Source organism: Myroides sp. NP-2 (assembly GCF_014145665.1).
In the GTDB taxonomy this organism is placed as follows: Bacteria; Bacteroidota; Bacteroidia; order Flavobacteriales; family Flavobacteriaceae; genus Flavobacterium.
In genome coordinates this window covers 142301-167824 of sequence record NZ_JACHTD010000004.1, presented here as the reverse complement: position 1 = coordinate 167824, position 25524 = coordinate 142301, and the positions used below count along the sequence as shown (strand labels likewise).

General features: G+C 38.1%; 28 protein-coding genes. 21 read left to right on the top strand and 7 right to left on the bottom strand.

The window, feature by feature from the left end; all coding sequences use genetic code 11:
• Positions 1-212 precede the first annotated feature (212 nt).
• The 7 genes from H4K35_RS05875 to H4K35_RS05845 all read left to right on the top strand — a co-directional run bounded on the left by H4K35_RS05875 (position 213) and on the right by H4K35_RS05845 (position 6575).
• A complete protein-coding gene (locus H4K35_RS05875) occupies positions 213-728 on the top strand; it encodes a cytochrome c (protein ID WP_182626453.1) in 516 nt (171 codons plus the stop codon).
• Between the two features lie 16 nt (positions 729-744).
• Positions 745-2703 carry a Sec-dependent nitrous-oxide reductase gene (gene nosZ / locus H4K35_RS05870; protein ID WP_182626452.1) on the top strand — a complete coding sequence of 653 codons (1959 nt, stop codon included), beginning with the start codon at positions 745-747 and terminating at the stop codon, positions 2701-2703.
• A 77-nt stretch (positions 2704-2780) separates the two neighbouring features.
• On the top strand, positions 2781-3389 hold the full coding sequence (locus H4K35_RS05865; protein ID WP_182626451.1) for a hypothetical protein: 609 nt from the start codon (positions 2781-2783) through the stop codon (positions 3387-3389).
• Position 3390: 1 nt separating this feature from the next.
• Entirely contained in the window at positions 3391-3828 is a 438-nt protein-coding gene (locus tag H4K35_RS05860) for a nitrous oxide reductase accessory protein NosL (RefSeq protein ID WP_182626450.1), read from the top strand.
• Between the two features lie 27 nt (positions 3829-3855).
• Complete coding sequence (gene nosD, locus H4K35_RS05855; RefSeq protein ID WP_182626449.1) at positions 3856-5109, top strand: nitrous oxide reductase family maturation protein NosD; 1254 nt, start codon at positions 3856-3858, stop codon at positions 5107-5109.
• The gene (locus H4K35_RS05850) at positions 5093-5800 is read left to right on the top strand and encodes an ABC transporter ATP-binding protein (protein ID WP_182626448.1); all 708 of its coding nucleotides are present in this window, start codon (positions 5093-5095) and stop codon (positions 5798-5800) included. Before nosD ends, H4K35_RS05850 begins: the two co-directional genes overlap by 17 nt.
• Positions 5793-6575, top strand: a complete 783-nt coding sequence (locus H4K35_RS05845; protein ID WP_182626447.1) for an ABC transporter permease — start codon at positions 5793-5795, stop codon at positions 6573-6575. Before H4K35_RS05850 ends, H4K35_RS05845 begins: the two co-directional genes overlap by 8 nt.
• A gap of 390 nt (positions 6576-6965) precedes the next feature.
• On the opposite strand, the gene H4K35_RS05840 is transcribed toward H4K35_RS05845, so the two are convergent.
• On the bottom strand, positions 6966-7556 hold the full coding sequence (locus H4K35_RS05840) for a Crp/Fnr family transcriptional regulator (protein ID WP_182626446.1): 591 nt from the start codon (positions 7554-7556) through the stop codon (positions 6966-6968).
• A gap of 221 nt (positions 7557-7777) precedes the next feature.
• Here H4K35_RS05840 and H4K35_RS05835 point away from each other — a divergent pair, with 221 nt between their 5' ends.
• Positions 7778-8455 (top strand): response regulator transcription factor, encoded by a 678-nt coding sequence (locus tag H4K35_RS05835; RefSeq protein ID WP_182626445.1) that lies wholly within the window; start codon positions 7778-7780, stop codon positions 8453-8455.
• A 1-nt stretch (position 8456) separates the two neighbouring features.
• A complete protein-coding gene (locus tag H4K35_RS05830; protein ID WP_182626444.1) occupies positions 8457-9773 on the top strand; it encodes a sensor histidine kinase KdpD in 1317 nt (438 codons plus the stop codon).
• Between the two features lie 84 nt (positions 9774-9857).
• On the opposite strand, the gene H4K35_RS05825 is transcribed toward H4K35_RS05830, so the two are convergent.
• A complete protein-coding gene (locus H4K35_RS05825) occupies positions 9858-10301 on the bottom strand; it encodes a hypothetical protein (RefSeq protein ID WP_182626443.1) in 444 nt (147 codons plus the stop codon).
• A gap of 287 nt (positions 10302-10588) precedes the next feature.
• Between H4K35_RS05825 and H4K35_RS05820 the strand changes: the two genes are divergently transcribed.
• Together H4K35_RS05820 and H4K35_RS05815 are read left to right on the top strand one after the other, a co-directional pair.
• Positions 10589-11038, top strand: a complete 450-nt coding sequence (locus H4K35_RS05820; RefSeq protein ID WP_182626442.1) for a PepSY-like domain-containing protein — start codon at positions 10589-10591, stop codon at positions 11036-11038.
• Between the two features lie 19 nt (positions 11039-11057).
• Positions 11058-11930 (top strand): PepSY-like domain-containing protein, encoded by an 873-nt coding sequence (locus H4K35_RS05815; protein WP_182626441.1) that lies wholly within the window; start codon positions 11058-11060, stop codon positions 11928-11930.
• Between the two features lie 193 nt (positions 11931-12123).
• Here the strand turns inward: H4K35_RS05815 and H4K35_RS05810 are convergent, their stop codons facing one another.
• Positions 12124-13248 (bottom strand): AraC family transcriptional regulator, encoded by a 1125-nt coding sequence (locus H4K35_RS05810; RefSeq protein ID WP_182626440.1) that lies wholly within the window; start codon positions 13246-13248, stop codon positions 12124-12126.
• Complete coding sequence (locus H4K35_RS05805; protein ID WP_182626439.1) at positions 13245-14279, bottom strand: helix-turn-helix domain-containing protein; 1035 nt, start codon at positions 14277-14279, stop codon at positions 13245-13247. The genes H4K35_RS05810 and H4K35_RS05805 overlap by 4 nt, the downstream gene beginning before the upstream one ends.
• Positions 14280-15109: 830 nt before the next feature.
• Here H4K35_RS05805 and H4K35_RS05800 point away from each other — a divergent pair.
• The 5 genes from H4K35_RS05800 to H4K35_RS05780 all read left to right on the top strand — a co-directional run bounded on the left by H4K35_RS05800 (position 15110) and on the right by H4K35_RS05780 (position 20146).
• Positions 15110-15475 (top strand): hypothetical protein, encoded by a 366-nt coding sequence (locus tag H4K35_RS05800; RefSeq protein ID WP_182626438.1) that lies wholly within the window; start codon positions 15110-15112, stop codon positions 15473-15475.
• Between the two features lie 437 nt (positions 15476-15912).
• Positions 15913-16197 (top strand): DUF3817 domain-containing protein, encoded by a 285-nt coding sequence (locus H4K35_RS05795; RefSeq protein WP_182626437.1) that lies wholly within the window; start codon positions 15913-15915, stop codon positions 16195-16197.
• Between the two features lie 221 nt (positions 16198-16418).
• The gene (locus tag H4K35_RS05790) at positions 16419-17636 is read left to right on the top strand and encodes an OmpA family protein (RefSeq protein WP_182626436.1); all 1218 of its coding nucleotides are present in this window, start codon (positions 16419-16421) and stop codon (positions 17634-17636) included.
• Between the two features lie 88 nt (positions 17637-17724).
• Positions 17725-19710: an excinuclease ABC subunit UvrB gene (gene uvrB, locus H4K35_RS05785; protein ID WP_182626435.1), complete on the top strand. Its 1986-nt coding sequence runs from the start codon at positions 17725-17727 to the stop codon at positions 19708-19710.
• A gap of 10 nt (positions 19711-19720) precedes the next feature.
• Positions 19721-20146, top strand: a complete 426-nt coding sequence (locus tag H4K35_RS05780) for a DUF1456 family protein (protein WP_182626434.1) — start codon at positions 19721-19723, stop codon at positions 20144-20146.
• Positions 20147-20242: 96 nt separating this feature from the next.
• Here H4K35_RS05780 and H4K35_RS05775 read toward each other — a convergent pair whose 3' ends face one another.
• Positions 20243-20611 carry a group III truncated hemoglobin gene (locus H4K35_RS05775; protein ID WP_182626433.1) on the bottom strand — a complete coding sequence of 123 codons (369 nt, stop codon included), beginning with the start codon at positions 20609-20611 and terminating at the stop codon, positions 20243-20245.
• 56 nt (positions 20612-20667) lie between these two features.
• On the opposite strand from H4K35_RS05775, the gene H4K35_RS05770 reads away from it, so the two are divergent.
• From H4K35_RS05770 to H4K35_RS05755, 4 genes are read left to right on the top strand one after another with little or no spacing between them, the layout of a single operon-like run.
• On the top strand, positions 20668-21414 hold the full coding sequence (locus H4K35_RS05770) for a Rossmann-like and DUF2520 domain-containing protein (protein ID WP_182626432.1): 747 nt from the start codon (positions 20668-20670) through the stop codon (positions 21412-21414).
• Positions 21414-21941 carry an HAD family hydrolase gene (locus H4K35_RS05765; RefSeq protein ID WP_182626431.1) on the top strand — a complete coding sequence of 176 codons (528 nt, stop codon included), beginning with the start codon at positions 21414-21416 and terminating at the stop codon, positions 21939-21941. Before H4K35_RS05770 ends, H4K35_RS05765 begins: the two co-directional genes overlap by 1 nt.
• A 10-nt stretch (positions 21942-21951) precedes the next feature.
• Complete coding sequence (locus tag H4K35_RS05760) at positions 21952-22536, top strand: Maf family nucleotide pyrophosphatase (RefSeq protein ID WP_182626430.1); 585 nt, start codon at positions 21952-21954, stop codon at positions 22534-22536.
• A gap of 6 nt (positions 22537-22542) precedes the next feature.
• On the top strand, positions 22543-23079 hold the full coding sequence (locus H4K35_RS05755) for a mechanosensitive ion channel family protein (RefSeq protein ID WP_182626429.1): 537 nt from the start codon (positions 22543-22545) through the stop codon (positions 23077-23079).
• A 62-nt stretch (positions 23080-23141) separates the two neighbouring features.
• On the opposite strand, the gene H4K35_RS05750 is transcribed toward H4K35_RS05755, so the two are convergent.
• Both H4K35_RS05750 and H4K35_RS05745 read right to left on the bottom strand, forming a co-directional pair.
• A complete protein-coding gene (locus H4K35_RS05750) occupies positions 23142-23774 on the bottom strand; it encodes a trimeric intracellular cation channel family protein (protein ID WP_182626428.1) in 633 nt (210 codons plus the stop codon).
• A gap of 11 nt (positions 23775-23785) precedes the next feature.
• Positions 23786-24529 carry an RDD family protein gene (locus H4K35_RS05745; protein WP_182626427.1) on the bottom strand — a complete coding sequence of 248 codons (744 nt, stop codon included), beginning with the start codon at positions 24527-24529 and terminating at the stop codon, positions 23786-23788.
• Between the two features lie 25 nt (positions 24530-24554).
• On the opposite strand from H4K35_RS05745, the gene H4K35_RS05740 reads away from it, so the two are divergent.
• Positions 24555-25520: a stage II sporulation protein M gene (locus tag H4K35_RS05740; protein WP_182626426.1), complete on the top strand. Its 966-nt coding sequence runs from the start codon at positions 24555-24557 to the stop codon at positions 25518-25520.
• The last annotated feature ends 4 nt before the right edge of the window (positions 25521-25524 follow it).

Below are 25524 nucleotides of genomic sequence, written 5' to 3'. Positions count from 1 at the left end.
AGTCAAAGGTAAATACCAACTGGCTCATCTTACTGGTTCAGATTTAACAAACAACCCTAGACCAATAAACCCTATTTAGCGTGCAAACAAGATCAAATGCAATAAATAAAGATAAAAAACTCCTTTATTGTCTCAATTGTGATTTGAATCATAAAATAAACCTTGCATATGGAGGTAACTTTGGGATACAATAATATCTAAACTATATCAAGATGAAATCAAAAGCGCTATCATTTATGCTACTTACAAGCTGTTTAACCCTTCTTTCATGTGGAGATAAAACGGTAAAAACACCATCAGAAGAAGTGACAACAACAAATGAAAGAAAAGTAGAAGTTGCTGCAGAAACTAAGGCTACTTCAAGCGATGCGAATGCGCCTGCTTCGGAACGCGTGGATTTAGTAAATAAAGGAAAAGGGCCGATCAAAACGTTGGTACTTGGTGATATTGATCAAGCTATGGCAGCTAAAGGGCAAGAAGTATTTAAAACCATGTGTACGGCATGTCATAAAACGGACAAGAAGTTTATCGGACCAGCGCCTAAGGGAATCTTAGAGCGTCGTACGCCAGAATGGGTGATGAATATGATTTTAAATCCTGAGAATATGATTGAAAACGACCCCTTGGCTCAAGACTTATTAAAAGAATTCAATGGAGCACCAATGGCGAATCAGAATTTGACAGAAGAAGAGGCGCGTGCCGTTTTAGAATATTTCAGAACACTGTAACCTAACACTATAAAGTATGAAAAAGTATATCAATTTAACCTTATTGAGTTGTCTGCTGGGCATCACCTTAGTCAGCTGTTCAAAATCAGGTCAAAATAACAAGGGAGCGCTCTCTTCCAATGCAGCAGAAAAAGTATATGTTGCACCAGGAGAATACGATGAATACTACGGTTTTTTTTCGGGGGGATTTAGCGGACAGCTATCTGTATATGGTTTGCCTTCAGGGAGGCTTTTTAAAGTAATTCCCGTTTTCTCTCAAGATCCAGAGAAAGGGTATGGATACAGTGAGGAAACCAAACCGATGTTAATGACCTCTCACGGATTCATTCCTTGGGATGATTCTCACCACCCGGATATTTCTCAAACCAATGGTGAACTAGATGGACGTTGGATTTTCATCAACGGAAATAATACACCGCGTATTGCCCGCATTGACTTAGAAGATTTCAGTACCGCTGAGATCATTGAAATTCCAAACAGTGCTGGGAATCACAGTTCGTCTTTCGTTACGGAAAACACAGAATATGTAGTAGCGGGAACGCGTTTTTCTGTGCCAATACCCCAACGCGATATCCCGATTAAAGAGTACAAAGGAAACTTCAAGGGAACCCTGTCATTTATTAAAGTGGACCAAGAATCAGGGGATATGGACTTGTCCTTCCAAATTCAGATGCCTGGGTTTAACTATGATTTATCCCACCCTGGTCGTGGAAAATCACATGGTTGGTTCTTCTTTACTACCTATAACACAGAAGAGGCGCATAGCTTATTAGAAGTAAATGCCTCTCAAAATGACAAGGACTTCATTGCAGCAGTGAATTGGAAAAAAGCCGAAGAATACATCAAAGCGGGAAAAGGAAAAAAAATGCCTGTAAAGTATGCTCATAATAAATTTGACAATGCCACACATATGGCTACGCATACCATGAAAGAAGAAGTACTCATGCTCGATGCAAGCGAACTACCCGATTTAGTATACTTATTGCCCACGCCAAAATCACCCCACGGTTGTGATGTGGATCCCTCGGGAGAATACATCATCGGCAACGGAAAACTTTCAGCCAACCTTACTGTACACTCTTTTACGAAAATGTTAGACGCAATTGAGAAAAAGAAATTTGACGGAGAAGCATATGGTTTGCCTATTTTAAAATTTGAAGATGTTTTAGCAGGTGTAGTAGAACAACCTGGATTGGGTCCCTTGCATACGGAGTTTGATGGTCAGGGCAACGCCTATACTACTTTCTTTATCTCTTCTGAAGTGGTAAAATGGAAATTAGGCACTTGGGAAATTGTCGATCGCAAGCCTACGTATTATTCTGTTGGTCACTTGATGATTCCTGGTGGTAATTCGAGAAAACCAGATGGCAAATACTTAGTGGCGATGAATAAAATCACCAAAGATCGCTACTTACCTGTAGGCCCCGATTTGAATCACTCCGCTCAACTCTACGATATATCAGGAGATAAAATGGAATTATTGCTCGATTTCCCTACTATTGGAGAACCGCACTATGCTGCGGCAATTAAAGCGGAAAAGATCATGCACAAATCTAGACAGATCTATAAGCTCGATGAGAATAAACACCCTTACGCTACAAAATCGCCTGCCGAAACTAAAGTAACGCGAAAGGGCAATGAAGTTCACATCTACATGACCATGATCCGAAGTCACTTTACCCCAGATAATATCGAAGGCGTAAAAGTCGGTGATAAGGTATTTTTCCACGTGACCAACTTAGAACAAGACTTTGACGTGCCACACGGTATCAGTATGCTAGGAGCAAATACATCCGAACTCCTCGTAACACCTGGTAAAACGGAAACTTTTGTTTGGGAACCCAAACAAGTGGGGGTTTGGCCTTTCTATTGTACCGATTTCTGTTCAGCTCTTCACCAAGAAATGCAAGGTTATATTCGCGTATCCCCTGCTGATTCAAACCTAGAGCTTTCCTGGTCACTAGACGATGAATAACGAATAGAACCTATCGCTTTACATTTAATCTTTAAAGGACAGGAAGTAAAATTCCTGTCCTTTATAAACAAAAAAGTATGAAAAAATCCTCTATTTTAATGATAGTGGGCTCGTGTTTACTCCTATCCTTATTCTACTTTCCACTTTGGAACATTGAACTAGGAGCTCCACAATATCCAATTCCCTTGGGAATGAATATTTATATTGATGGGATTAAGGGCGTAGGAGAATTTGATCTTCAAAATATTGACGGACTCAACCACTATATCGGAATGAAAACCATTCCTAAGCCAGATCAAATGTGGGAGTTTACTGTTTTTCCAATTGTCATTGCCTCCATGGCCATCCTGGGTATTGCCTTGGGTATTGGTGGTTATTTCAAAAAAGTAAAACCCACCTATTTCTTAGGTTGGCTGCTTGTTATGGGAATACTAGGCATTGCCGGAATGTACGATTTCAACTTGTGGTTGATCGACTACGGAAGTGATTTAGATCCCCATGCCATTATGAAAATGGTCGATGCCCACGGCAACCCCTTAACCTATGAACCTCCGCTATTTGGACATCGAAAAATACTAAACTTTGACGCCTATTCATACCCACACCTAGGCGCCTATCTCATGGCATTGGGTATGGTCTTAGTCTTTATCGCTTATCTCGTTGGAATGAAATCTAAAAAAAAATAGTATGAAACCACTCACATTTCTTATGCTAAGCCTTCTGTTTGTCTCTTGTACAGTCAAAGTGCAGCCCATTGAATATGGCACAGACACTTGTGACTTTTGCAAAATGGGCATTGTAGATGCAAAACACGCTGCTCAATTGGTAACAACCAAAGGCAAAAACTACAAATTTGACGCGATTGAGTGTATGTTGCACTACCTTGCCGATACCGCAAAACCAGCAAAGGAATACACACACCTCTTAGTTGCTGATGTGCTCAATCCCGGTACATTAATACCCGCTGAACAGGCGAATTTCATTGTATCCAAAAACATCCCCAGTCCAATGGGAGCCTTTCTTTCCGCAACACAAACCAAGGAAGAGGCAGATCAACTAATAGACGAATTTACAGGCGATCACTACACCTTCACCACCATACGTCAACAGCTGTCGCACCAATAAAAAGCAGGCTTTAACCTCTTTAACGCTATGAAAAAAACGCTTGAACTTCTATGTATTCTCCTTTTCCTTCTTTTAGGTTGGAATATAAAGGCCAAAACCATTACTGTTCAACCTCATTCCGCAATTAACACAATCAAAAAAGCCATCGAAATGGCTGATTCCTATGATCTGATTGTCGTTGAAGCAGGAACCTATAAAGAAACGGATATTCACATAAATAAACCACTCACCCTCCTGAGTAAAAACGCCATCGTTGATGGAGAAAACAAAGGAGAAATCTTTATTATCCAAGCGGATTATGTCACGGTAAAAAACTTTACCATCATCAATGTAGGAAGCAGTTACATAAAAGATTATGCCGCAATACGCGTAAGGGAAAGCAAACACTTTATCATTGAAAACAACACCATTAAAGAGCTTTTTTTTGGTATTTACCTCGAAAAATCCAAGGAAGGAAAGATCCTCTCCAATAAGATATATGGCAAAGCCAAAAGTGAATTCAATTCAGGCAATGGCATTCAGCTGTGGTATTGTAACAACATTGAAATCAAAGACAATTACGTCGAACGTGTACGCGATGGGATTTATTTAGAGTTTTCTAATTACTGTACCATTCACAACAATATCAGTAAAAACAATGTGCGCTATGGCTTGCACTTTATGTTTTCCAATCACGATGTGGTAACCAATTGCTCTTATACCAACAATGGAGCTGGTGTGGCCATTATGTTTTCCAAATTCATGAAAATGAGTTACAACTTGTTCAGTGATAATTGGGGATCTGCTGCCTATGGGGTGTTGCTAAAGGAAGTCAATGATACGGAAATTAGCCGCAATATATTTAAAAACAACACCACAGCTATTAATATAGAAGGATCCAACCGCGTACAGTACCTACACAATGATTTTATTAGCAATGGATGGGCGTTAAATTCCAGAGGAGCCAATTATCAGAACACGGTAAACTACAATAATTTTCTAAACAATTCATTTGATTTACTCTACCAAGGTCAACTCAATCAAAACAATTTTGACCACAACTATTGGAGTAATTATACGGGTTATGATTTAGACAAAGACGGCATTGGAGATGTTCCCCATCGACCGATTAAGCTCTTTTCTTATATCGTGAATAAAACGCCTGAATCCATTATTTTTCTGCGTAGTCTATTTGTCGATATCATTGATTTCTCAGAAAAAGTAGCTCCCGTATTTACGCCAGATAACTTAGTAGATGCCCAACCTTTTATTAAACAAATTCAGCATGATTACGATAACTAATTTACATAAGAAATTTGCCGAGAATCAAGTACTAAAAGGAATTGACCTCGAAATTGGTCAAGGCGTACTCGCTATTTTAGGCCCTAACGGAAGCGGTAAAACTACCCTCAATAAATGCATTTTATCCATGGTACATCCCGATTGTGGCAGCATAGAAATTCAGGGAGAAAATATCGCTAAGCAATGGAAATACCGAAGCAATATCGACTATTTGCCACAAATAGCCAGTTTTCCCAATACCCTTACCGTACTTGAATTGATTCACATGATCAAAGATCTGAGAAATGACAACCAAAAAGACCACCAAACCCTGGTTGACTTATTCAAACTCTCGCCTTTTCTCAACAAAAAAATCAATAAACTGTCGGGAGGTACTAAACAAAAAGTAAACATCCTATTGGCATTTATGTTTGACAATCCAATTTTAATTCTCGATGAGCCCACAACTGGATTAGATCCCGCCGCCATGATTCTATTGAAACAACTGATTATCAACGAGAAAAAAAAGGGAAAAACCATTATCGTTACCTCTCACATTATGAGCTTTGTCGAAGAAATTTCCGATCAGATCATCTTTATTCTTGAAGGTAAACTATACTTCAAAGGCACTATAGATGAACTAAAAGAAAGGACGAAACAAGACAACTTTGAACATGCTATTGCTAACCTTTTACTTGATTCTTATGCTTAAAATTCTAAAATATAGCTTTTTCGATTTAATGCGCAGCAGATGGAGCTACTTCTACTTGTTCTTTTATCTTGCTCTTGGATTTGTCTTGCTATTTCTCAATCGCGATATTGGAAAAGCCATTATCACGTTGATGAATGTGATCATTGTTCTTGTGCCTTTAATCAGTACGATTTTCGGTATTATGTACTACTATGATTCCAAGGAATTTACAGAACTACTACTCGCTTTGCCGATCAGGCGTTCGTCTATTTTCATTGGACAATATTTGGGCGTTGCTTTGTCTTTATCCATGAGTTTACTCATCGGTTTGGGCATTCCTTTTATTTGTTACGGCCTTTTTGAGTCGGACATTATTTTCGAATTTCTACTCCTTTTAGGCATAGGTGCATTCTTAACCTTTATATTCAGCGCATTAGCCTATAATATTGGTTTGAGAAACGAAAATAAAATCACGGGATTCGGATTTGCTATCTTATTATGGTTGTTCTTAGCCGTTGTATATGACGGTATCTTTTTGAGTATTCTCCTCGTGTTTGGAGATTATCCATTGGAGAATATCTCCTTGATTGGCACGATTTTGAACCCCATCGACTTATCGCGTATTTTAATCTTACTCAAACTCGATATTTCTGCTCTATTGGGCTACACTGGAGCCGTATTTAAAAAGTTCTTCGGCAGCGGATTGGGTAGCTTACTTTCCTTTGCCCTGCTTGCCCTTTGGACTGTACTGCCTATTCTGTTGATCTACAGAACAGGGAAGAAAAAGAATTTTTAAATATTGAAGATGGTGAGTAGTGAGTGGTGAGTGGTGAGTAGTGAGTGGTGAGTGGTGAGTGGTAAGTGGTGAGTGGTAAGTGGTGAGTGGTAAGTGGTGAGTGGTAAGTGGTGAGTGGTGAGTGGTAAGTGGTGAGTGGTAAGTGGTAAGTGGTAAGTGGTGAGTGGTAAGTGGTGAGTGGTGAGTGGTAAGTGGTGAGTGGTAAGTGGTAAGTGGTGAGTGGTGAATGGTGAATGGTAACTGGTACACAGTTTACGGTTTGCAAATCGAGCAAAGCACAAAGAGCAAAGAGCAAAGAGCAAAGAGCAAAGAACAAAGCACAAAGAGCAAAGCACAAAGCACAAAGAGCAAAGAGCAAAGAACAAAGAACAAGCTGCAAAAATAAACGTACTAAAAAAACAACTTCCCTCTCTCCAAGCGAATTAAGTGATTTGCTTCCATCTCTTTAATTGTGCGAATCACTGTTTCTACGCGAAGTCCTGTCATATCCGCTATTTGCTGGCGGGTCAAATCTACATAAAACTCCTCCGTAAGCTCTTTGTGCTGTGTTTTGATGTAGTTTAACAAGGTGAGTATTCGCTTCTCCGAATCATTTGACGAAATATCAGGCGCCATAATAGACTTATAGTACAAACGGGAAGACAAGGCTTTTAATACGCTAAAACAACTTGATTTTTCACGCTCGAGTAAGGTGTAAAAATCGCGTTTATGAATGAGTATTATACTTGTTGGCTGCAAGGTAACAGCATTAGCAGGATAGTTCACCTCACAAAAAAGAGGAGGCTCTCCAAAGCTTTCTCCATCAGTAAACAACCCTTGAATAAACTCTTTTCCGTCTTCGTTATAGTTATTCATTTTAACGCGTCCATGCATAATTTGAAAGTAATAGCGAGGTTCCTCTCCCTGGGTAAACACGGTTTCACTCTTGTCAAATTCTTTAATAAAACCGCAATAGCGCAATAAAATAGCAGGATCAATCATAGTAAGGTGTATTCGATGTATGCGACCTTAAATTTACGCTATTTTTTACTATGTTCATAGGATAATTCGGCTAAAACAACAGAAGTAAAGAAGATCAAAACAGAGGTAAGTAGCAGCACATAAAGTAGTTTCAAATGCGGTTGTTTTTTTGTAAATTCGCTTAATTACGTATATACAAAAAACAGTGCTCCCTTTCGAGGCTAACCACTCATCCTACACCTATGAAGATTTTAGTAATTGAAGACGAAAAAGAACTGCGTGCGATTATGCGAGAATCGCTAGAAAAAGAACTTTATGTAGTTGAAGTTGCAGCAGACTATAAAAAGGCCATGGAAAAATTAATTGGTTACGACTACGATTGTATTTTACTAGATATCATGCTTCCCGATGGCAATGGCATGGATCTCTTGCGCGAAATTAAAAGAATGGAAAAAGAAGATTCTGTCATCATTATATCAGCCAAAGATTCCATTGACGACAAAGTAATGGGCTTGGAACTGGGAGCAGATGATTACCTAACCAAACCTTTTCACCTGTCTGAACTACTCGCTCGAATAAAATCTGTCCTCAGACGCAAGCACCAACAAGGGTTTCAAAGCGTGAAGTGGAATAATATCGAAATCTTTATTGACGAACGCACTGTCAAAGTAAACGACATACCCATGGTGTTGAACAACAAAGAATTCGAGCTGTTGTATTACTTCGTAGTCAATGCCAATCGACTAGTTACCAAATCGTCTTTAGCCGAACATATATGGGGCGATAATATGGATGAGGCAGACAGCTATGACTTCGTTTATTCCCAAGTAAAAAACCTGCGCAAAAAACTGAAAACCCATCAGGCGGCAGTCAACATTCAATCGGTCTACGGAATGGGCTATAAACTAGAAAATGAGTAAAATGAAGCTACACAATTATATGTTGGGCTACTTATCTGTTGGTATTATCTTTGTACTAACCGCCTGGGTATTGATTTTTTATGCCTTTATGATGGACGAAGTATACGACAATATTGACGATGGCTTAAAAAACAACAAAACCGAAATCATAAAAAAGGCGTATACAGATCCTCAAGTAGAAAGCTTTATTTCCTTTGGAAGCAGTGGTTTTCGAATTACACCGTTAGCCCCAGGAAAATACTCCAAAAAAAATGTGTTCAGCACAGAAATGATCTACATGGATGCCGATGACAATGAGGAGCCTGTACGTACGTTGACCACCACTTTTGTCGATCAAAAAGGAGATAATTATCAACTGGAAATACGCACCTCTACAATCGAAGCCGATGATTTGCTGCGCGATTTTGGAGTGGCTGTATTGGTACTTTACGTTGTTTTATTGCTCAGCATTTACCTCATTAATCACTTTATTCTGCGCCGTGCAGTTTGGAATCCTTTCTATCGCCTGCTAAACAACCTGAGAACCTATACCTTAGGAGAAAAGATAAGCACCGTCGAAACCCAAACGCCCATCAAAGAATTTACTGATCTACAACAAGAAATCAATAAAATGATCCTGCGCATTGAGCAAATGGTCGAACAACAAAAAACCTTTGTTTCCAATGCAGCACACGAGTCCCAAACTCCTTTAGCCATTATCAGTAATAAACTCGAATTACTCGTAGAAGCCGAGGGATTAAATGAACGTCAAATCAATCAAATTGGCTCTATTCATCAAAGTTTATCGCGTCTGATTAAACTCAATAAATCTCTTTTAATGCTGGCGAAAATTGAAAACAAACAGTTTCAACCCCAACAAGAAATAGATCTCAACCAAATTGTAAGGGATATTGTCGAAGATTTTGAGGATTTCTTCTCTTACAAAAGTATAACCGTTAGCCTTCATGACTCGGGAGCTTCCTTTGCTATCTTGATGGACAAAGGGCTTGCCATCACCTTGGTCCAAAACCTGCTCAAAAACGCCTTGATGCACAATATCACCCAAGGAAACATCAGCATTGATCTTCAACACAATAGCTTTTCAATTGCCAATACTAGTGCACAATATACAGCACTCGATGAAACAGTAATCTACAACCGTTTCTATAGAAGTACAACCAATGAAGAGTCTACGGGATTGGGCTTGTCTTTAGTGCAAACCATTATTAAAGTAACGGAATCACTACAGATGCAGTACAGCTTCGATAAACTACATCGCTTTACGGTTTATCGCGAGACTAAGACAAACCACGCAAGATCTAACAAGACAAAAAAATAAACACACCTCATAAAGTTTCCTTTATTGAAGTGTGTTTGACATAACATTACATAAAGTTGATCCTACGCTAAAATAAGATTGCGTTTACTTCGCATATTCTTTTTGTCCCTTGATGTAAAGAGCTCCCTCTTTTCCATCATAGGTATAAGTTGCATCCGCGTAGATATGCCCTTCTTTTTTATCTAAGATCAATACCTCTTGTTCTTCCGTTGGAAGAAATACTTGCAATTTGGATTGATCGTCATTAAATACAACGAAAGCACTAAGTAGGGTACCTCCCTCCTCTTTTACCGGATTTAAACGAAGACCTTGTTCAAACAAACGCAGGCAAGTTTGATTCAGTTCACTCCAAGTTTCACCCGCAGCCGTCATACAGCCGTGTTCATCTTTTGATCCTCCTACATTCAGTGGTTGTGTTGACGTTTCCGCTTGTTGTTCTTCTCCCGTTGCGGCTTGCGCTTTTTTAGCCGTATTGTTACAACCTACAAAAGCAACAACACACAAGGATAACATCCATCTTTTTCTCATCTCTTTTCTCTTTTAATTTTTTCCTAAAAAAAACGAACTACAGTTCGTTGTACAACAAACCATTCAACTTCGTTTCCATTAGCATACAAGATACAAAATTTTATAAAAAAAATGCCATTTTTTCAAAAATGATTGCTGATAGATCAATACATACCTCCCATATTTAAAAAATATAACACAAAAAATGATAAGAAGAAAAGGGCAAAAAAGATTGTTTTTTTTGCTTATTCCCAATTCTTTCCAGATTCTATCCCTAGCTTTGTCCTATAAACAAAAAAGAAATAGCCATGAAAACATTTAAAACAGTAATTGCGGGAATCTTCACTGCCATCGTCATGTTGACTAGTCAATCGACGTTAGCTAAAGACATTATCATTACAAAAAGTGAATTGCCGAAGAAGGCACTTGCTTTTATGGATACCCATTTCAATTCCAAAACGATTCAACTCGTTGAAAAGGATGTTGATTTTCTATCCGTATCGTATAAGGTAACCTTTACAGATCGAATTGAAATCGAATTTGACCAGTCTGGCGATTGGGAAGAAGTAGATGGAAACAAAAATCCGTTGCCGACTACTTTTTTATTAGAGCCTATAGTAACTTATATTAAAGCAAATTACCCAGAAGCACAAGTAGTAAAAGTGAGTAACGAAAGACGCATTTATGAAGTAGAACTCAACAATGGGCTAGAACTTGAATTTTCAAAATCAGGGCAATTCAAGCGTATTGACTACTAACAAAACAAATTAAAATACCATGAAAAAGAAATTAATTGCACTCGTTCTATTTGGAGCCTTAACCATAGGAGTTACAGCTTGTAGTAGTGACGACAATACCTCGACAAAAGTTGAACATGTTACCCTAGATCAATTGCCTGGAAATACCAAAAAATTTATCGAGACTACATTTCCTAATGCGGTGATTGTACAGGCAACTAAAAAAAGCACCCCCAATTATTACGGGACGTTTTATCAGTTAACTTTAGACAATAATATTTCCATTGACTTTGATAAATCGGGCAATTGGACAGAAATTGAAACTAGAAATAACACGGCCCTTCCTGAAGCTTTTCTCGCTCAAGAAGTACCGTTAATCTTAGCGTATGTAAACGCAAATTATCCCGATAGTTTCCTTGTGGAACTAGACAAAAATGCAAGAGGTTTTGAAGCTACCCTAAACAGTGGTTTGGAATTGATTTTTAACGCCAAACAAGAATTTGTAGGACTAGATTTAGATCTAGACCGAGACGAAGAATTGATCAATGAAGACCAATTGCCGAGCGCCGCGAAGCGCTTTCTAACTGAGCATTTCAGTCAAGCTAGCATTGTTTTAATCAAGAAGGAAGTAGGCAGACAAACGACCTACGACGTATACCTGAGCAACGGATTCAACATTGAATTTGACCAACAAGGAGCGTGGACTGAAATTGAGAGCAAGCAAGACAACGAAATTCCATCAGTATTACTACCTCCTGCCTTAATTACTTATGTTCAGCAGCACTATAGCGATTATAAGCTCGTGGGAGTGGAGAAAAACAGACAAGGTTTTGATGTTGAATTAAAAAAGGGAAGACAAGAAGTTGAACTTCTTTTTGACCAAGAGGGAAATTTTTTACGAATAGACCGATAAGCCACTGCAAATACTTAAAATCGCATTAAAATAGAGGGACTGTCTAAAATTAGACAGTCCCTCCTGTTTTAGGTATATGCTGTTTGTTTTAAATCCCACAGCTGGATCATGAAAAAAGTGCAGTGCTACTTGCACTTTTTAGGATTTATAGGATAATTAAATGGTGAAAACGCGCTGTTTTCACAAGTGATAACTAGCTCATAATTTCGGAGGGGGCAAAGCCAAACACCTCGACGAAAGCGCGGTAAAAGGAAAGTCGGGTATTAAACCCACAGAGCAAGCTCAACTCTTCAACGGTATAGTTTTCTTCATTGTCTCTGATCATGAGAATAGCGTATTCCACCCTCAAGCGGTTGATGTACTGTTTAAACGTCAAAGAGGACGATTCTTTAAAAAACTCTAAGAGTTCAGCTTTGGGAAACCCCAGGATAATAGCCAATTGTTCTAAGTTTAATACGGGATCCAAAAACAACCGACTTTCAATCAATTTAGCGGTCATCACTTGGCGAATTTCGTGCGTCCGGCATTCGATGGATTCTTTTTCCCCAACTGAAGTTCGATCCAACTGAAATACATCCGATCTTATCCCGTATTGCGTAGACCATATGGACATCTTCTCCTTATTGGGAATCGATACATCGAGAGCCATCGCACCGAATAAACTAGAGGCTTCGCGTTCCATTTGCCCCGTGATCCTAGAGCGGCTTAGACTAAATTTGGCGTAAACAAATTCTTTTAACTCATTTAAAAAGGCGATAAACAGCAAGGATAGTCCTGTAAAATAAAACAAGAAGTTAAGGTAGCTAAAAAGTGGAAACCGATAGAGATAAGCAATCATAAATGAAATCGAAACGCAAAATAGTGTGACGATATAAAAGGCAATGTATTGCTTTAATCCAGAGGATACCCTCCCCCCTATCAAACACCAATAGCCATAACAACCATAGACAAATGAAAGTACACTAATCAAGAGTATTACCTCATAACGAAGAAAAATCCAGGCGACCGAAGTTTCATCAAGGAGCAATTGAAACACATAAAAGAGCACTAAAAGAACGACTACAACACAGTGAACAAACTGTTTGATGCGTTTGATCTTTAACAAGTATACTAAGCCAGCACCCTGCAACAAAAACAAAAGGGCTAGAAAACTAGAACTCCTATCGCTATACCCGTAATAATCAACCACATACAACACTACATTTAAACCAAATATCGCACTGCAAAAGCGGAATACGTTCGCTCTCTGTTTATTAGTATCCCCATTTAACCAATAAAAGAAAGCATAAACAACATAACATACAAACAACCAAATCATACTATCCTTTTCTTTTTTTCTATTATTACACGATATTCTGCAGGGCTAAACCCGGTAATATCTCTAAAGTACTTATTAAAGGTATTGACGGATTTAAAACCACATTCTTCCGCAATAGCCATTAACGTCCAATCCGATTTATGGGCCAGTAATTTCAACGCTTCCATCACCCGATAAAAAGCAACCAATTTGTAAAAACTAGTATTCAAATGATTGTTGATCACATAACTCGCCTGTTGCGCATGGCTATGAGGCAGATGCAAACACAGCATCTCCAAACTAAAATCAGGCCGTAAAAACGCTTTTTCAGTTTCAAAAAAATCGAGAATCTGTTCGGCTAATTCTTGATTTCCAAACTTCAAGCGGAACGTTTCCGATTCAATTTCTACTTTGTTCTGCCCATCAATTTCCTTCTCCTCTTCTACCTCCCAATACCCCTTTGAAAGTGTGAAAGTATCTGATGCGCACTCTTTTTGCTGTTTCTTGTAAAATAAATAGGTAAACAAGGATAACACGAGCAATAAATATTGAAGCCCTACTTGTACATAACCCAGTACAAAAACCAAGTCAGGGATTTTTATTTTGAAAAAATAACCTTGTACGTTGAGTAGCAAAAGGTAGACAACAAAAGAAAAATGCGTAATAAAAATATAAGATTCAATCGCTTTTAAGGATCTATTTAAGTGTAAGCGATGAAAGTAAAAAAGACCAAAATACACAATGCCAAAAAAATTATTCAAGGCAATCAGAATCCAAAGCGGTATGGGAAGAAAACTCAACACAAGTAAAACAACGGATAAACTAAACATTTGGGTTATTTGCGTTTTCAGTACAACATCTGGTGTATCATCTACCAGCCTAAACAACTTCAAACTAAACACAATCGCAAAAAAATTGATTATGTATACGGTGTCATGTTCAATCAACGCATTGTAATAATTCATGCTCAGTAATAAAATAAATATACCAAACAATAAATAGTAGAATCGCTCAGTTTGTAAACTTGTATTCCAATCGTACAACTTCATCATAATTTATTTTTTTAATCCATAGGATGGCATCTTGAAAATAAGTTTAGCTCATTAAGTTATACCCTACTATAAAGCTAAAACAAACCCCAAAAACCGTCCCTTCCTCATTAGTAAATAAAACTAAACCCCCACAGTTAAAAGAAATACAATATTTTTTTGTTAATTTCTAGTTATACTAAATATTACCTAAATTAATTTCACTTTTTATACTTTTTTATCGTATTTCTTTGATTTCATTTAAACAAATTTAACTTTTGATATGTTAATATATGTATCAAAACACGTATAACATCATCAAAAAAAAGAATTGAAACACCATTTAACATTGTTTTTTTATAATTAAATTATCTGTAATAAACCAACGCGATCAACAACAATTATTTAAAATATAAACACAAAAACAACAGATAAATACAGTAAACGTATTGTACTACAACTATAAAAGTAAACTCCCTCCCTGACCGAAGCGTCGATACCGAAGCAAAAAACACCAATAGAAGTACAGCTACTAAAACGTTGTTGCAAATAAGGTTCTAGGATCCCGAATAGCGTCCTATTTTGTAACATAGCAGTAAAGCATCAATGCTATATTACATACTGTAAAACAGTCTAGGAAAAACCATACTGAACGAACAACATTTCTTTGTTCGTCACACAATAGAGGAAAATCAACAGCAAAAAGGACAATACGTGAATCGCAAACCACCTAAACAATAGCGGAATACGCAAAAAACCACAATCAGAATAAAATAAAATTAACTTTTTTATTTGCTAAACTATTAAAAAGCTTATTTTTGTCCTACAATTAATAATACCCAAAATTTAATACTGTGGAAAACGCAAATGCAATTAAACTAATTAAGTTAATACAATCTGATTTAGTTACAAATGGTCTTGTGGTGGATCAAATCGTTCCAAACCTTAAGAAATTAAGAGAGTATGCTCTACTAGAAGAAGTACCTACCCTAGTCAAATCAATTAGACTTACGTACGAGCACATTGAAAACAATAATGGTTTTTTCATTGCTATTCCAAATGACGAGCCGATAGACGAAGAGGACGTTGTAGAAAACGAAGCCGTTGTCGCTCAAAATGACATTGAAAGCTTACAATACTTATTGTCGCTTTTCAAAGATCCAACGAATAAGCACAATCTTGCTGATTTAAAAGAATATAATGCTAAACTATTAGCCTAACGAATAAAGGCTGTCTAAACAGCTTTACAAAGTGAACCCCACCGATCGGTGGGGTTTTTTTATGCAACAGGCCAAAGCCTACGCCCTCTTACAAGGCTATTTTTTTTAGGCTGTTTCTTTAGGCAGCTCGTAGTTTTGCCCTATTCGATCACTAGAGTTTGTTCCTATTTCCTTTAGGTTTTCGTCCTATTCCGACCAATAGGCGTGCATGGTGAGTCCATCATGCGTCCATTAATACAGCAACTTTAGATAGACTCACCATGGACGCACTATGGACTCACTATGGACTCACCTCCTAGGAAACTAAAGTAGGACTCCTACAACTGTAAAAAGAACCCCCGTTTTTTATGAAATATTTAGCATTAATCGCCAGCTAAATATTTGAATTAATCGGCATTAGCCCTATTTTAGCACCCATAAATTTAACACTATATACTATGGTTAATCTATTTAGGATTACAGCATTCTTAGAAGGGGTTTCTTTACTTCTATTATTATTCATTGCAATGCCTTTAAAATACATTTGGGACAGCCCCTATATGGTGCAAAAAGTTGGTATGGCACACGGGATCTTATTCATTGCTTATATTGTTTTCGCATTTTTAATCAAAAATGAGTTAAAATGGTCAAACAAAACACTCTTTTTTGTATGTTTTGCTTCAGTAATCCCATTCGGAACCTTCATTATAGAGAAAAAGATTAAAAGAGAATTCAATCAATAAATCGATTCAAACATAAATAATTTTCAAATTAAGAGGTGAATTACAACAATTTCGCAATAAAAACTAGTTTATATTGAATATCAAACAAACTAAGGATTTTTAAAAACATTGTATTTTTTTTATAAAAAATGTGTATTTAAAAACTTTATAGTATATTTGCCTCGTAAACGAAACAATAATAGCTATTACGATAGCTGACAAGTGAAAGTAAAAATTAAATTATGAAAAAAATCACATTATCTTTATTAGCACTTACAGTAGGTATTTGTGCTAATGCTCAAGACAAGCCATATAATAAGTGGTCAGTTGATTTGAATGCAGGTTTTGCAAAACCAGCAAGAACATTAAGTCCAGGGTACACTGCTGAGACTTTCAAAAACTTACATTTAGATGGTGGTGTTAGATATAGCATCAACAATAAAATTGGTGTTAAAGGTTCATTTGGTTATGATAAAATTGACAACTGGACAAACAGCAACTTAAACGCTCAATCTGATTACTATAGAGCAAGTTTAGAAGGAGTTATTAACTTAGGTAGAGTTTTAAACTTCGAAAACTGGACTAAAACTTTTGGTTTACAAGCTCACGCGGGTGGGGGATATTCTTGGTTAAACGGGGATAACTTCTCAGGTTCTGACAAAATGGGTCATTTAATGGCTGGTTTGACAGGTCAAGTGAAGCTTCACTCTAGAGTAGCTTTAAACGCTGACTTTACAGTTATTCAAAATACACAACAAGATAGAAACTGGGACGGTGTTAACGCATCAAACCGCTCTGTATTCCAAGGAACAATGTTCAACGCTACAGTTGGGGTATCTATCTATTTAGGTAAACACGCTCAACACGCAGATTGGTATGCTGAAGAGTCTCAATCTAAAAACGAAATCAACGCTTTAACTAACAGAATCGACAATATCGAAGCAATGTTAGTTGACTCTGATAACGACGGTGTAGCAGACTACTTAGATTTAGAACCAAACACACCAGCTGGTGCTTTAGTTGATTCTAGAGGTAGAAATATCGACAAAAACAACAACGGTATCGCAGACAATATCGAAGCTTATTTCCAAGAAAAATACGGAAATACTACGAGCATGAACGCTGATGACGCTGCAATGGTTAAAGAATTAATCAACAAAGGTTACGTAGCTGTTAATTTTGATTTTGATAAAGTTCAACCTACTTCTTTAGAAGGTATCAACTTCATCATTTCTTACATGAAAAACAATCCTTCTGCTTCTTTAGAAGTTAGCGGATATGCTGATTCAACAGGAAACAAAGACTACAACCAAAAATTGTCTACAAGACGTGCAAACGCTGTAAGAGATCTATTGGTTAAAGCTGGAGTTCCTGCTGGAAAAGTTACAGCTAAAGGAAACGGTATCGATGGTACTCAAGCTAAAAACGTTGCTAGAAGAGTAATCTTCAAAGTAAACTAATTAGCTCTTACTTTATAATAGAAAGCACAAGCCTAAAGCTTGTGCTTTTTTTGTTTAAATGTGTACCTTTGCATTCAAATAAGTAGTTATGAAATTTGATTTAAAATCTGATTATAGTCCCACCGGTGATCAACCAGAGGCAATTGCTCAATTGACTCGTGGCATATTAGATGATCAGAAGTATCAAACGCTCGTTGGTGTTACAGGATCGGGTAAAACCTTTAGTGTTGCCAATGTCATTAAAGAAGTACAACGACCTACCCTTGTTTTGGCACACAACAAAACGCTGGCTGCTCAATTGTATTCGGAATTTAAAAGCTTCTTTCCTGACAATGCCGTCGAGTATTTCGTCTCTTATTACGACTACTATCAGCCGGAAGCTTTTATCCCCGTTACGGGTCAATACATTGAAAAAGATTTATCGATTAATGACGAACTGGAAAAGCTGCGTTTAAGCACCACTTCTACCCTGCTCTCAGGCAGACGTGATGTATTAGTCGTTGCCTCTGTTTCCTGCTTATACGGTATTGGAAACCCCGTAGAATTCCAGAAAAACGTTATCTCAATCGAACTAGACCAAGAAATTAGTCGAACCCAACTCTTACACCGCCTTGTACAAAGCTTGTACGCGCGAACAGAAGCCGACTTTCTGCCGGGTTATTTCAGAATAAAAGGAGACACGATCGAAGTGTTTCCCAGCTATGCCGATCACCCCTATCGCATCCACTTCTTTGGCGATGAAATTGAAGCCATTGAAGTATTTGACGCCACAACAGCACAGGTAATTGAAAAATTTACCCGCTTAAATATTTACCCAGCTAATATGTTTGTGACCTCCCCTGATGTGCTAAACAACGCCATTTGGGAAATACAACAAGATTTAGAAAAACAAATTTCCTACTTCAAAGAAATAGGAAAACACCTCGAAGCCAAACGATTAGAGGAAAGAACAAATTTCGACTTGGAAATGATGAAAGAATTGGGCTATTGTTCGGGTATTGAAAACTACTCCCGTTACTTAGACGGTAGAGCTCCTGGCACCCGCCCCTTCTGTTTATTGGATTACTTTCCTGACGATTACCTCATGGTAGTCGACGAGAGTCACGTCACCATTTCTCAAGTACACGCCATGTATGGCGGTGACCGTTCTAGAAAAGAAAACCTCGTTGAATATGGCTTTCGATTGCCCGCTGCACTAGACAATAGGCCATTGAAATTCGAAGAATTCGAAAGCATGCAAAATCAGGTCATCTATGTTTCTGCAACACCTGCAGACTATGAGCTACAAAAAAGCGAAGGGATTATCGTTGAACAGCTCATACGCCCCACAGGTTTACTAGACCCCATTATCGAAGTGCGCCCTACGGAAAATCAGATTGATGATTTAATTGAAGAAATTCAACAACGCGTGGACGTCGATGAACGCATATTGGTCACCACCTTAACCAAGCGCATGGCCGAAGAACTTGCGAAGTACTTTACCAAAATGGGCATTCGCTGTCGCTATGTACACTCTGACATCGATACCATCGAACGTGTAGAAATCATGCAAGACCTGAGAAAAGGTCTCTTTGATGTACTTATTGGAGTCAACCTACTACGCGAAGGACTAGACTTACCCGAAGTATCCCTTGTAGCTATTTTAGACGCCGATAAGGAAGGATTTCTGCGCAGCCATCGCTCACTCACTCAAACTGTGGGTAGAGCCGCTAGAAACGTCAATGGAAAGGCCATTATGTATGGAGATAAGATTACCGCAAGTATGCAAAAAACCATAGACGAAACAGAATATAGACGCAGTAAACAAATCCTGTACAACACCCAACACAACATCACACCAAAGGGACTTACTAAAAAAATCAGCAATGAGTTAGTAAAACCTTCTTATGACGAACTGCTAGGTGAACAGGTGAAAAAAGTAGCTGAAGAACAGGTGAAATACCATTCGAAAGAAGAAATTCAAAAGCTAATCAACAGTAAGCGCAAAGAAATGGAAAAAGCAGCTATGGATTTAAACTTCATGTTAGCCGCCCAATTAAGAGACGAAATTAAAGTATTAAAAGATAAAATATAAGTACTTACAAATGACAAATAACGATATTTTAAAAAAGCTTAGAGTTGCCCTACAACTTAGAGATGAGCAAATAGTTGAAATTCTAGAATTGGTAGACTTTAGAGTGTCTAAAGGAGAATTAGGAAACTTCTTTAGAAATGAAGATCATCCAAAATACATGGAATGTGGGGATCAAATTCTGAGAAACTTCTTGAATGGATTGGTGATTTACCTTAGAGGAACAAAAGAAGAACCTAAAAATCCGATGGAAGTTTTACAACAAAACAAAGAGAATATTGTTAAGAAAGTAAAGACCGATCGTCCTACAGCACAAAAAACGACGAGCAACAAACCCAAAGGAGCAGGCACTTCAGGAGGTAAGAAACCGTTTACTAAATCAGATAAACCTAAAAACCCACTGGGAAACATAAAGTTTAACAACGGAAAGAAAAAATAAAAACAGCGATGGTTTGCAATTGCAAACCATCGCTGTTTTTATTTTAGTTTACGGTTGACATCTAGTTAACCGTTAACTGTAAACTCATAGCCTCCACTAACTCCTAAAATACTCTATTTTGCTCAAAAACATGGCAGCCATGCGTTCAGCACGCCACTTGGCTTCCTCAGCAATTTTGCCTTCGAACAACTCATCTACGGTTGCATTAAAAATTTGCTTCCACCGTTCGAAGTGTTCGCTGTGGACAGGCAGTTTAGCGTGAGGCGGAAAAGGTCGCCCTGAATAGGTGTGTTCTTCTAGTAATACCGTTTGCCAAAAGGCGTACATCTTTTCTAAATGGTAGTCCCACTTCCCTTCCAAGCGCTCGTTAAATATGGGCCCAATTAAGTCATCTTGCTGCACTCTACCGTAAAATGTATTGACCAACAGCTGAATATCTTTAAGGTTTTCTATATCTTTTTGCATACAATTATTTCTTTTAAAATCTCCCCGCTTTCCTATTAAATCTTTATCTTTACCTTATGCTTACACTAACTATTTTAGGATCTGGAAAAGTGGCCCACCATCTAATTGCAAACATATTAGATAGTGATCAGTTACAATTACAACAAATATACGCAAGAAATACGAATTCGGTACCTGATATGGTTCCCGAAAGTAGTGTTGTACATTCAATCGATCAATTGCAACCAGCTGATATTTTTATCATTGCCGTGAGTGATATTGCCATTGAAGAGGTATCCAAGCACATACACTTAGCGGATCAATTTGTTGTACACACTTCAGGCACAATTCCCATGTCAGCCATTAGCCAAGAGCGAAAAGGAGTGATGTATATGCTACAGTCTTTTACCAAAGAAAAAGACGTCGACTTTAGCGCTATTCCCTTTTGTATCGAAGCAAACCACGCCAAAGACTTTCAAATGTTAGAACAAATAGCGGTGTGTTTTTCAGAGCGCGTCTATAAAATATCCTCAAAGCAGCGAAAAGCCATTCACTTAGCCGCGGTATTTGTCAACAACTTTGCCAATCACATGTTCACCTTAGGCGAAGAAGTCTGTAAAGAGCACCAAGTTCCCTTTGAGATTCTCAAACCGTTGATTGCAGAAACGGCAAATAAGATCATGGAATTATCACCTGTAGAGGCACAAACAGGCCCAGCATCAAGGGGCGACCAGAACACGATCAAGCAGCACTTGGAGCTTCTTACTGATCCAACTAAAAAAGAGATTTATCAACTTATCACAAAATCAATACAAAATAGATAATGTCTAAACACTTTAAAGAAATCATGAACGACATCACTACCTTCATTTTTGATGTAGATGGCGTTTTAACAGACGGTAAGGTTCACGTTACCAATACTGGAGATTTATTGAGAATAATGAATATCAAAGATGGATACGCTATCAAAGCCGCTTTAGAAAACGGATATCGCGTATGTATTATCTCAGGAGGAAGCAATGAAGGGGTAAAAACGCGCTTGCACAACCTTGGGGTGAAAGACATTTACTTAGGCGTGTCGAATAAAGTAGAAATTTTCAAAAAATACTGCGCCGATCACCACTTACAAGCAGAAGAAATTCTCTACATGGGCGATGATATTCCCGATTATCACGTGATGCAACAGGTAGCACTACCTACAGCACCACAAGATGCTTCACCCGAAATTAAGCGTATCTCAAGATATATTTCGCATAAAAACGGCGGTGAAGGAGCGGTTAGAGAAGTTATTGAACAAGTGATGAAAACCCAACAAAAGTGGTTCCAACACTTTGACGCTAAATACGATTAACCCCTGACCTATGTTCGATCAACTAGTAAAGAACTACGACATCGTTTTGGGGTCCAATTCACCCAGACGCAAACAATTCCTCACCGATTTAGGCTTGACCTTTGTTGTGCGTGCTTCTGACGTAGACGAGATTTATCCCCCAGAACTGCAAAGAGAGCAAATCACCGATTTCATCGCTCGATTAAAAGCTTCTTCTATAGCGCTCTTGAGTGATAAAGAAATACTAATCACTAGTGATACAACCGTTTGGAGTGAAGGACAGTCGCTAGGCAAACCCCAAGACCGAGAGGAGGCTATCGCCATGCTTCAGGGCTTATCGGGTAAAATGCATGAGGTAATCACCTCGATCTGCCTTAAAACAACCCAAAAAGAACAGCTATTTCACGCCGTGACAGCGGTTTACTTTGCAAGCTTAACCACAGCGCAAATCGAATATTATGTCGATCACTACAAGCCCTATGACAAAGCAGGAGCATACGGCATACAGGAGTGGATAGGCTTAGTGGGAGTAGAACGAATCAATGGTTCTTATACCAATATTGTTGGCTTGCCAACAACTGAATTAATGAAAGAATTATACGAGTTTATTAAATAAAAAATCATGCCCGACGGATATTTATTAAAAGCCATAGTTACGGCCATTGCCATTTTGCTCTATCTTATTTCTAGGAAGATCATCAACAGCATTATCCATTCGTTTTCTAAGAAATCCGACATGAAAGAAGGACGAGAAGCCGTGGTCATTCGCCTGTTTAACATTCTGTTATTCGTGTTGTTATTCGTGATTATCTTTACGATTTGGGGCGTTGAAAAAGACAATATTTGGCTCACGCTTACTTCTGTTTTCACCGTTATTGGCGTTGCGATGTTTGCCCAATGGTCTCTATTGAGTAATATTACTGCTGGTATTTTACTTTTCTTTTCCTTTCCCTTTCGAATTGGCGACATCATTCGAATTCAGGATAAAGACTTCCCTACGGAAGCGAGAATCGTCGATATCAAAGCCTTTTACATCCTATTGGTAACCGAAGACGGAGAACAAATCTCCTACCCCAATAGTTTACTCTTGCAAAAGGGAATCGTTATTCTTAGTCCAGATCACTTTGAAACCCATACAAATAGCAAATTACAAGAATAAAAAAAAAGCGAAAGATTTGTTTTCTTTCGCTTTTTTTTAGTGTCGTCACTTACGGTTTATCCTTAGGCATCCCTGTTAGTATCCGATACCTCCTGTGCAAAAGGCAAGCTCCACTTATAGCGAACTGCAAGCAAGCGCAGGGCAATAATACTCCCGGCTGTAGCAATGTAAATCACTTCGACATTCACCTGATAGTGATCGAGTGCATAGTAGATACAACCTCCAAAAATACAGGCCGTAGCATAAATTTCTTTTTTAAATATAATGGGAATCTGATTCGCTAAAATATCGCGGATTACTCCACCAAAACAAGCTGTAATCGTTCCCAATGCAATACAAAAAACGGGATGTAAGCCCACTGACATCCCCTTGGCAATTCCGATCAACGTAAAAACGGCAATTCCAATGGTATCAAATAAAAACAAGGAATAGCGCAAAATCGCAAATCGCTTATAAAAAAGCAAGGCGAGAAATACCCCTAAAAAGGTCACGTAAAAATAATTCAAATCGGTCAACCAGAAAACAGGTGTTATTCCAATCATCATATCGCGTATAGTTCCACCCCCTACAGCGGTTGCAAAGGCCAAAATAATCATCCCGAACAAATCTAGTTTACGTTCGCGCCCCGCTAATGCTCCGGAAATAGCAAAGGCCAATGTTCCGAGCAAATCTAAAATCTCAAAAAAACTTAACATGAAAAACGTGATTATTCTTTACCCGTAAAATGGCTGTAATCCTTGAGGACTAATTCGACAAACTGTTGATTGCTCAACTCCAACGTTGCGCTGTCGATCTCCAGCTCTGATTCTAACTTACGGGCTAAAGCTTTAATTAATGAAAAATCTCTACTTGCTTTATATCGCAGATAAATCTCTTGTACAACTCCAATATCTGCATCCGATAAGCGGATGACTTGCGGAAGTACAGGAACGTATTCCTCCTCCACTTCGCGGAAAATAGTCGTACCGATATGAATTCTATTTTTTGTGCTAACAACAGTCGTACCAGCCAATATATCCCCTAAACGCTGACTATTTTTCGTAAAAATAATGCTGAAAATAGCTACAATACCGTTAGAAGCCAAAATATCTAAAACGCGAAGAATCCAGCGAACAAAGTAATCCACTACCGTCGCTTGATATCCATCGATTTTAATTACCCTAATTCCCAGAATCTTTTTTCCTGGCGTTTCCCCTTGCATGATCACTTCAAAAAAAACAGTATAAAATACAACAGGCAGTGATACCACCAGCCAATACGCATTTACCGACCACACATCTGCTGAAAAATAACTAGATAGCTTAAACAAGGAATTAACATAATAGAACACAATAAGATACAATATTTTAAAGATCATATCCAAGATAAACGCCAAAATGCGCTCACCAACAGCTGCTGCTTTAAAATCTATTTCTATGTTTTGTGTCGTATTTATTGTTAATTTAGCCATAATTATATTTTTAACTAAGTACCTCATGAGAGAAGTTGCGTTTATTAAAAAAAACAAAGAACTTTGGCTTTCTTACGAAAAGGCCCTGTATTCTTCGGAAACGCAAAAACCAGACTATCTTGCTGAATTGTATATGCAAATCATGAACGATTTAGCATATGCCAAAACTTTTTATCCAAAGAGCAAAATTACACAATATTTAAACAGTTTGGCCATACAAACCTACCAAAAAATATATAAAACAAAACGAATTGAAGAAAGTAGGATCAAACACTTTTTTTTGGTCGATGTTCCCTTAGCGGTTTACCGTCATAAACGCAAGTTAAACTTCACCCTAATCACCTTTGTTATTTTTGTTGCAATCGGAGTGATATCAACGCATTACGATCCGTCTTTTACGCGAAACATATTGGGGGATTCCTATGTTAACCAAACGCTGGACAACATCAAAAATGAAGATGCCATGGCTATTTATAAATCGGGGAGTTCTTGGGGTAGTTTTATTGGAATCACCGCTAATAACCTCTACGTGGGGTTGCGCTTCTTTTTATTTGGACTCACAGCTGGTTTGGGAACACTCTTATTTTTGCTGTACAACAGCGTTATGCTGGGTACCTTTCAATATTTTTTCGTCAACGAACACGCCTTTATGGATAGCGTAAGAGGCATTTGGCTGCACGGAGCGCTTGAGATAACTGCCATGGTCGTAGAAGCCTTTGCGGGCATCGTCTTAGGGGCTAGTATGTTGTTTCCAAAAACACTTTCGCGAATGAACTCCCTTAAACTAGGTTTTAAAGATGCATTAACCATTTTTATTGCCACAGTGCCATTCACTGTCCTAGCTGGGTTTATAGAAGGATTTATCACCCGATACGCCAAAGAAATGCCCGATGTATTAAATTATTTTATCATTTTGAGCACTTTTGGCCTCATCTTTTATTATTTTTTCATCTACCCTAAACGCCTCGTAAAAAAACTAAACCTATTATAATCAA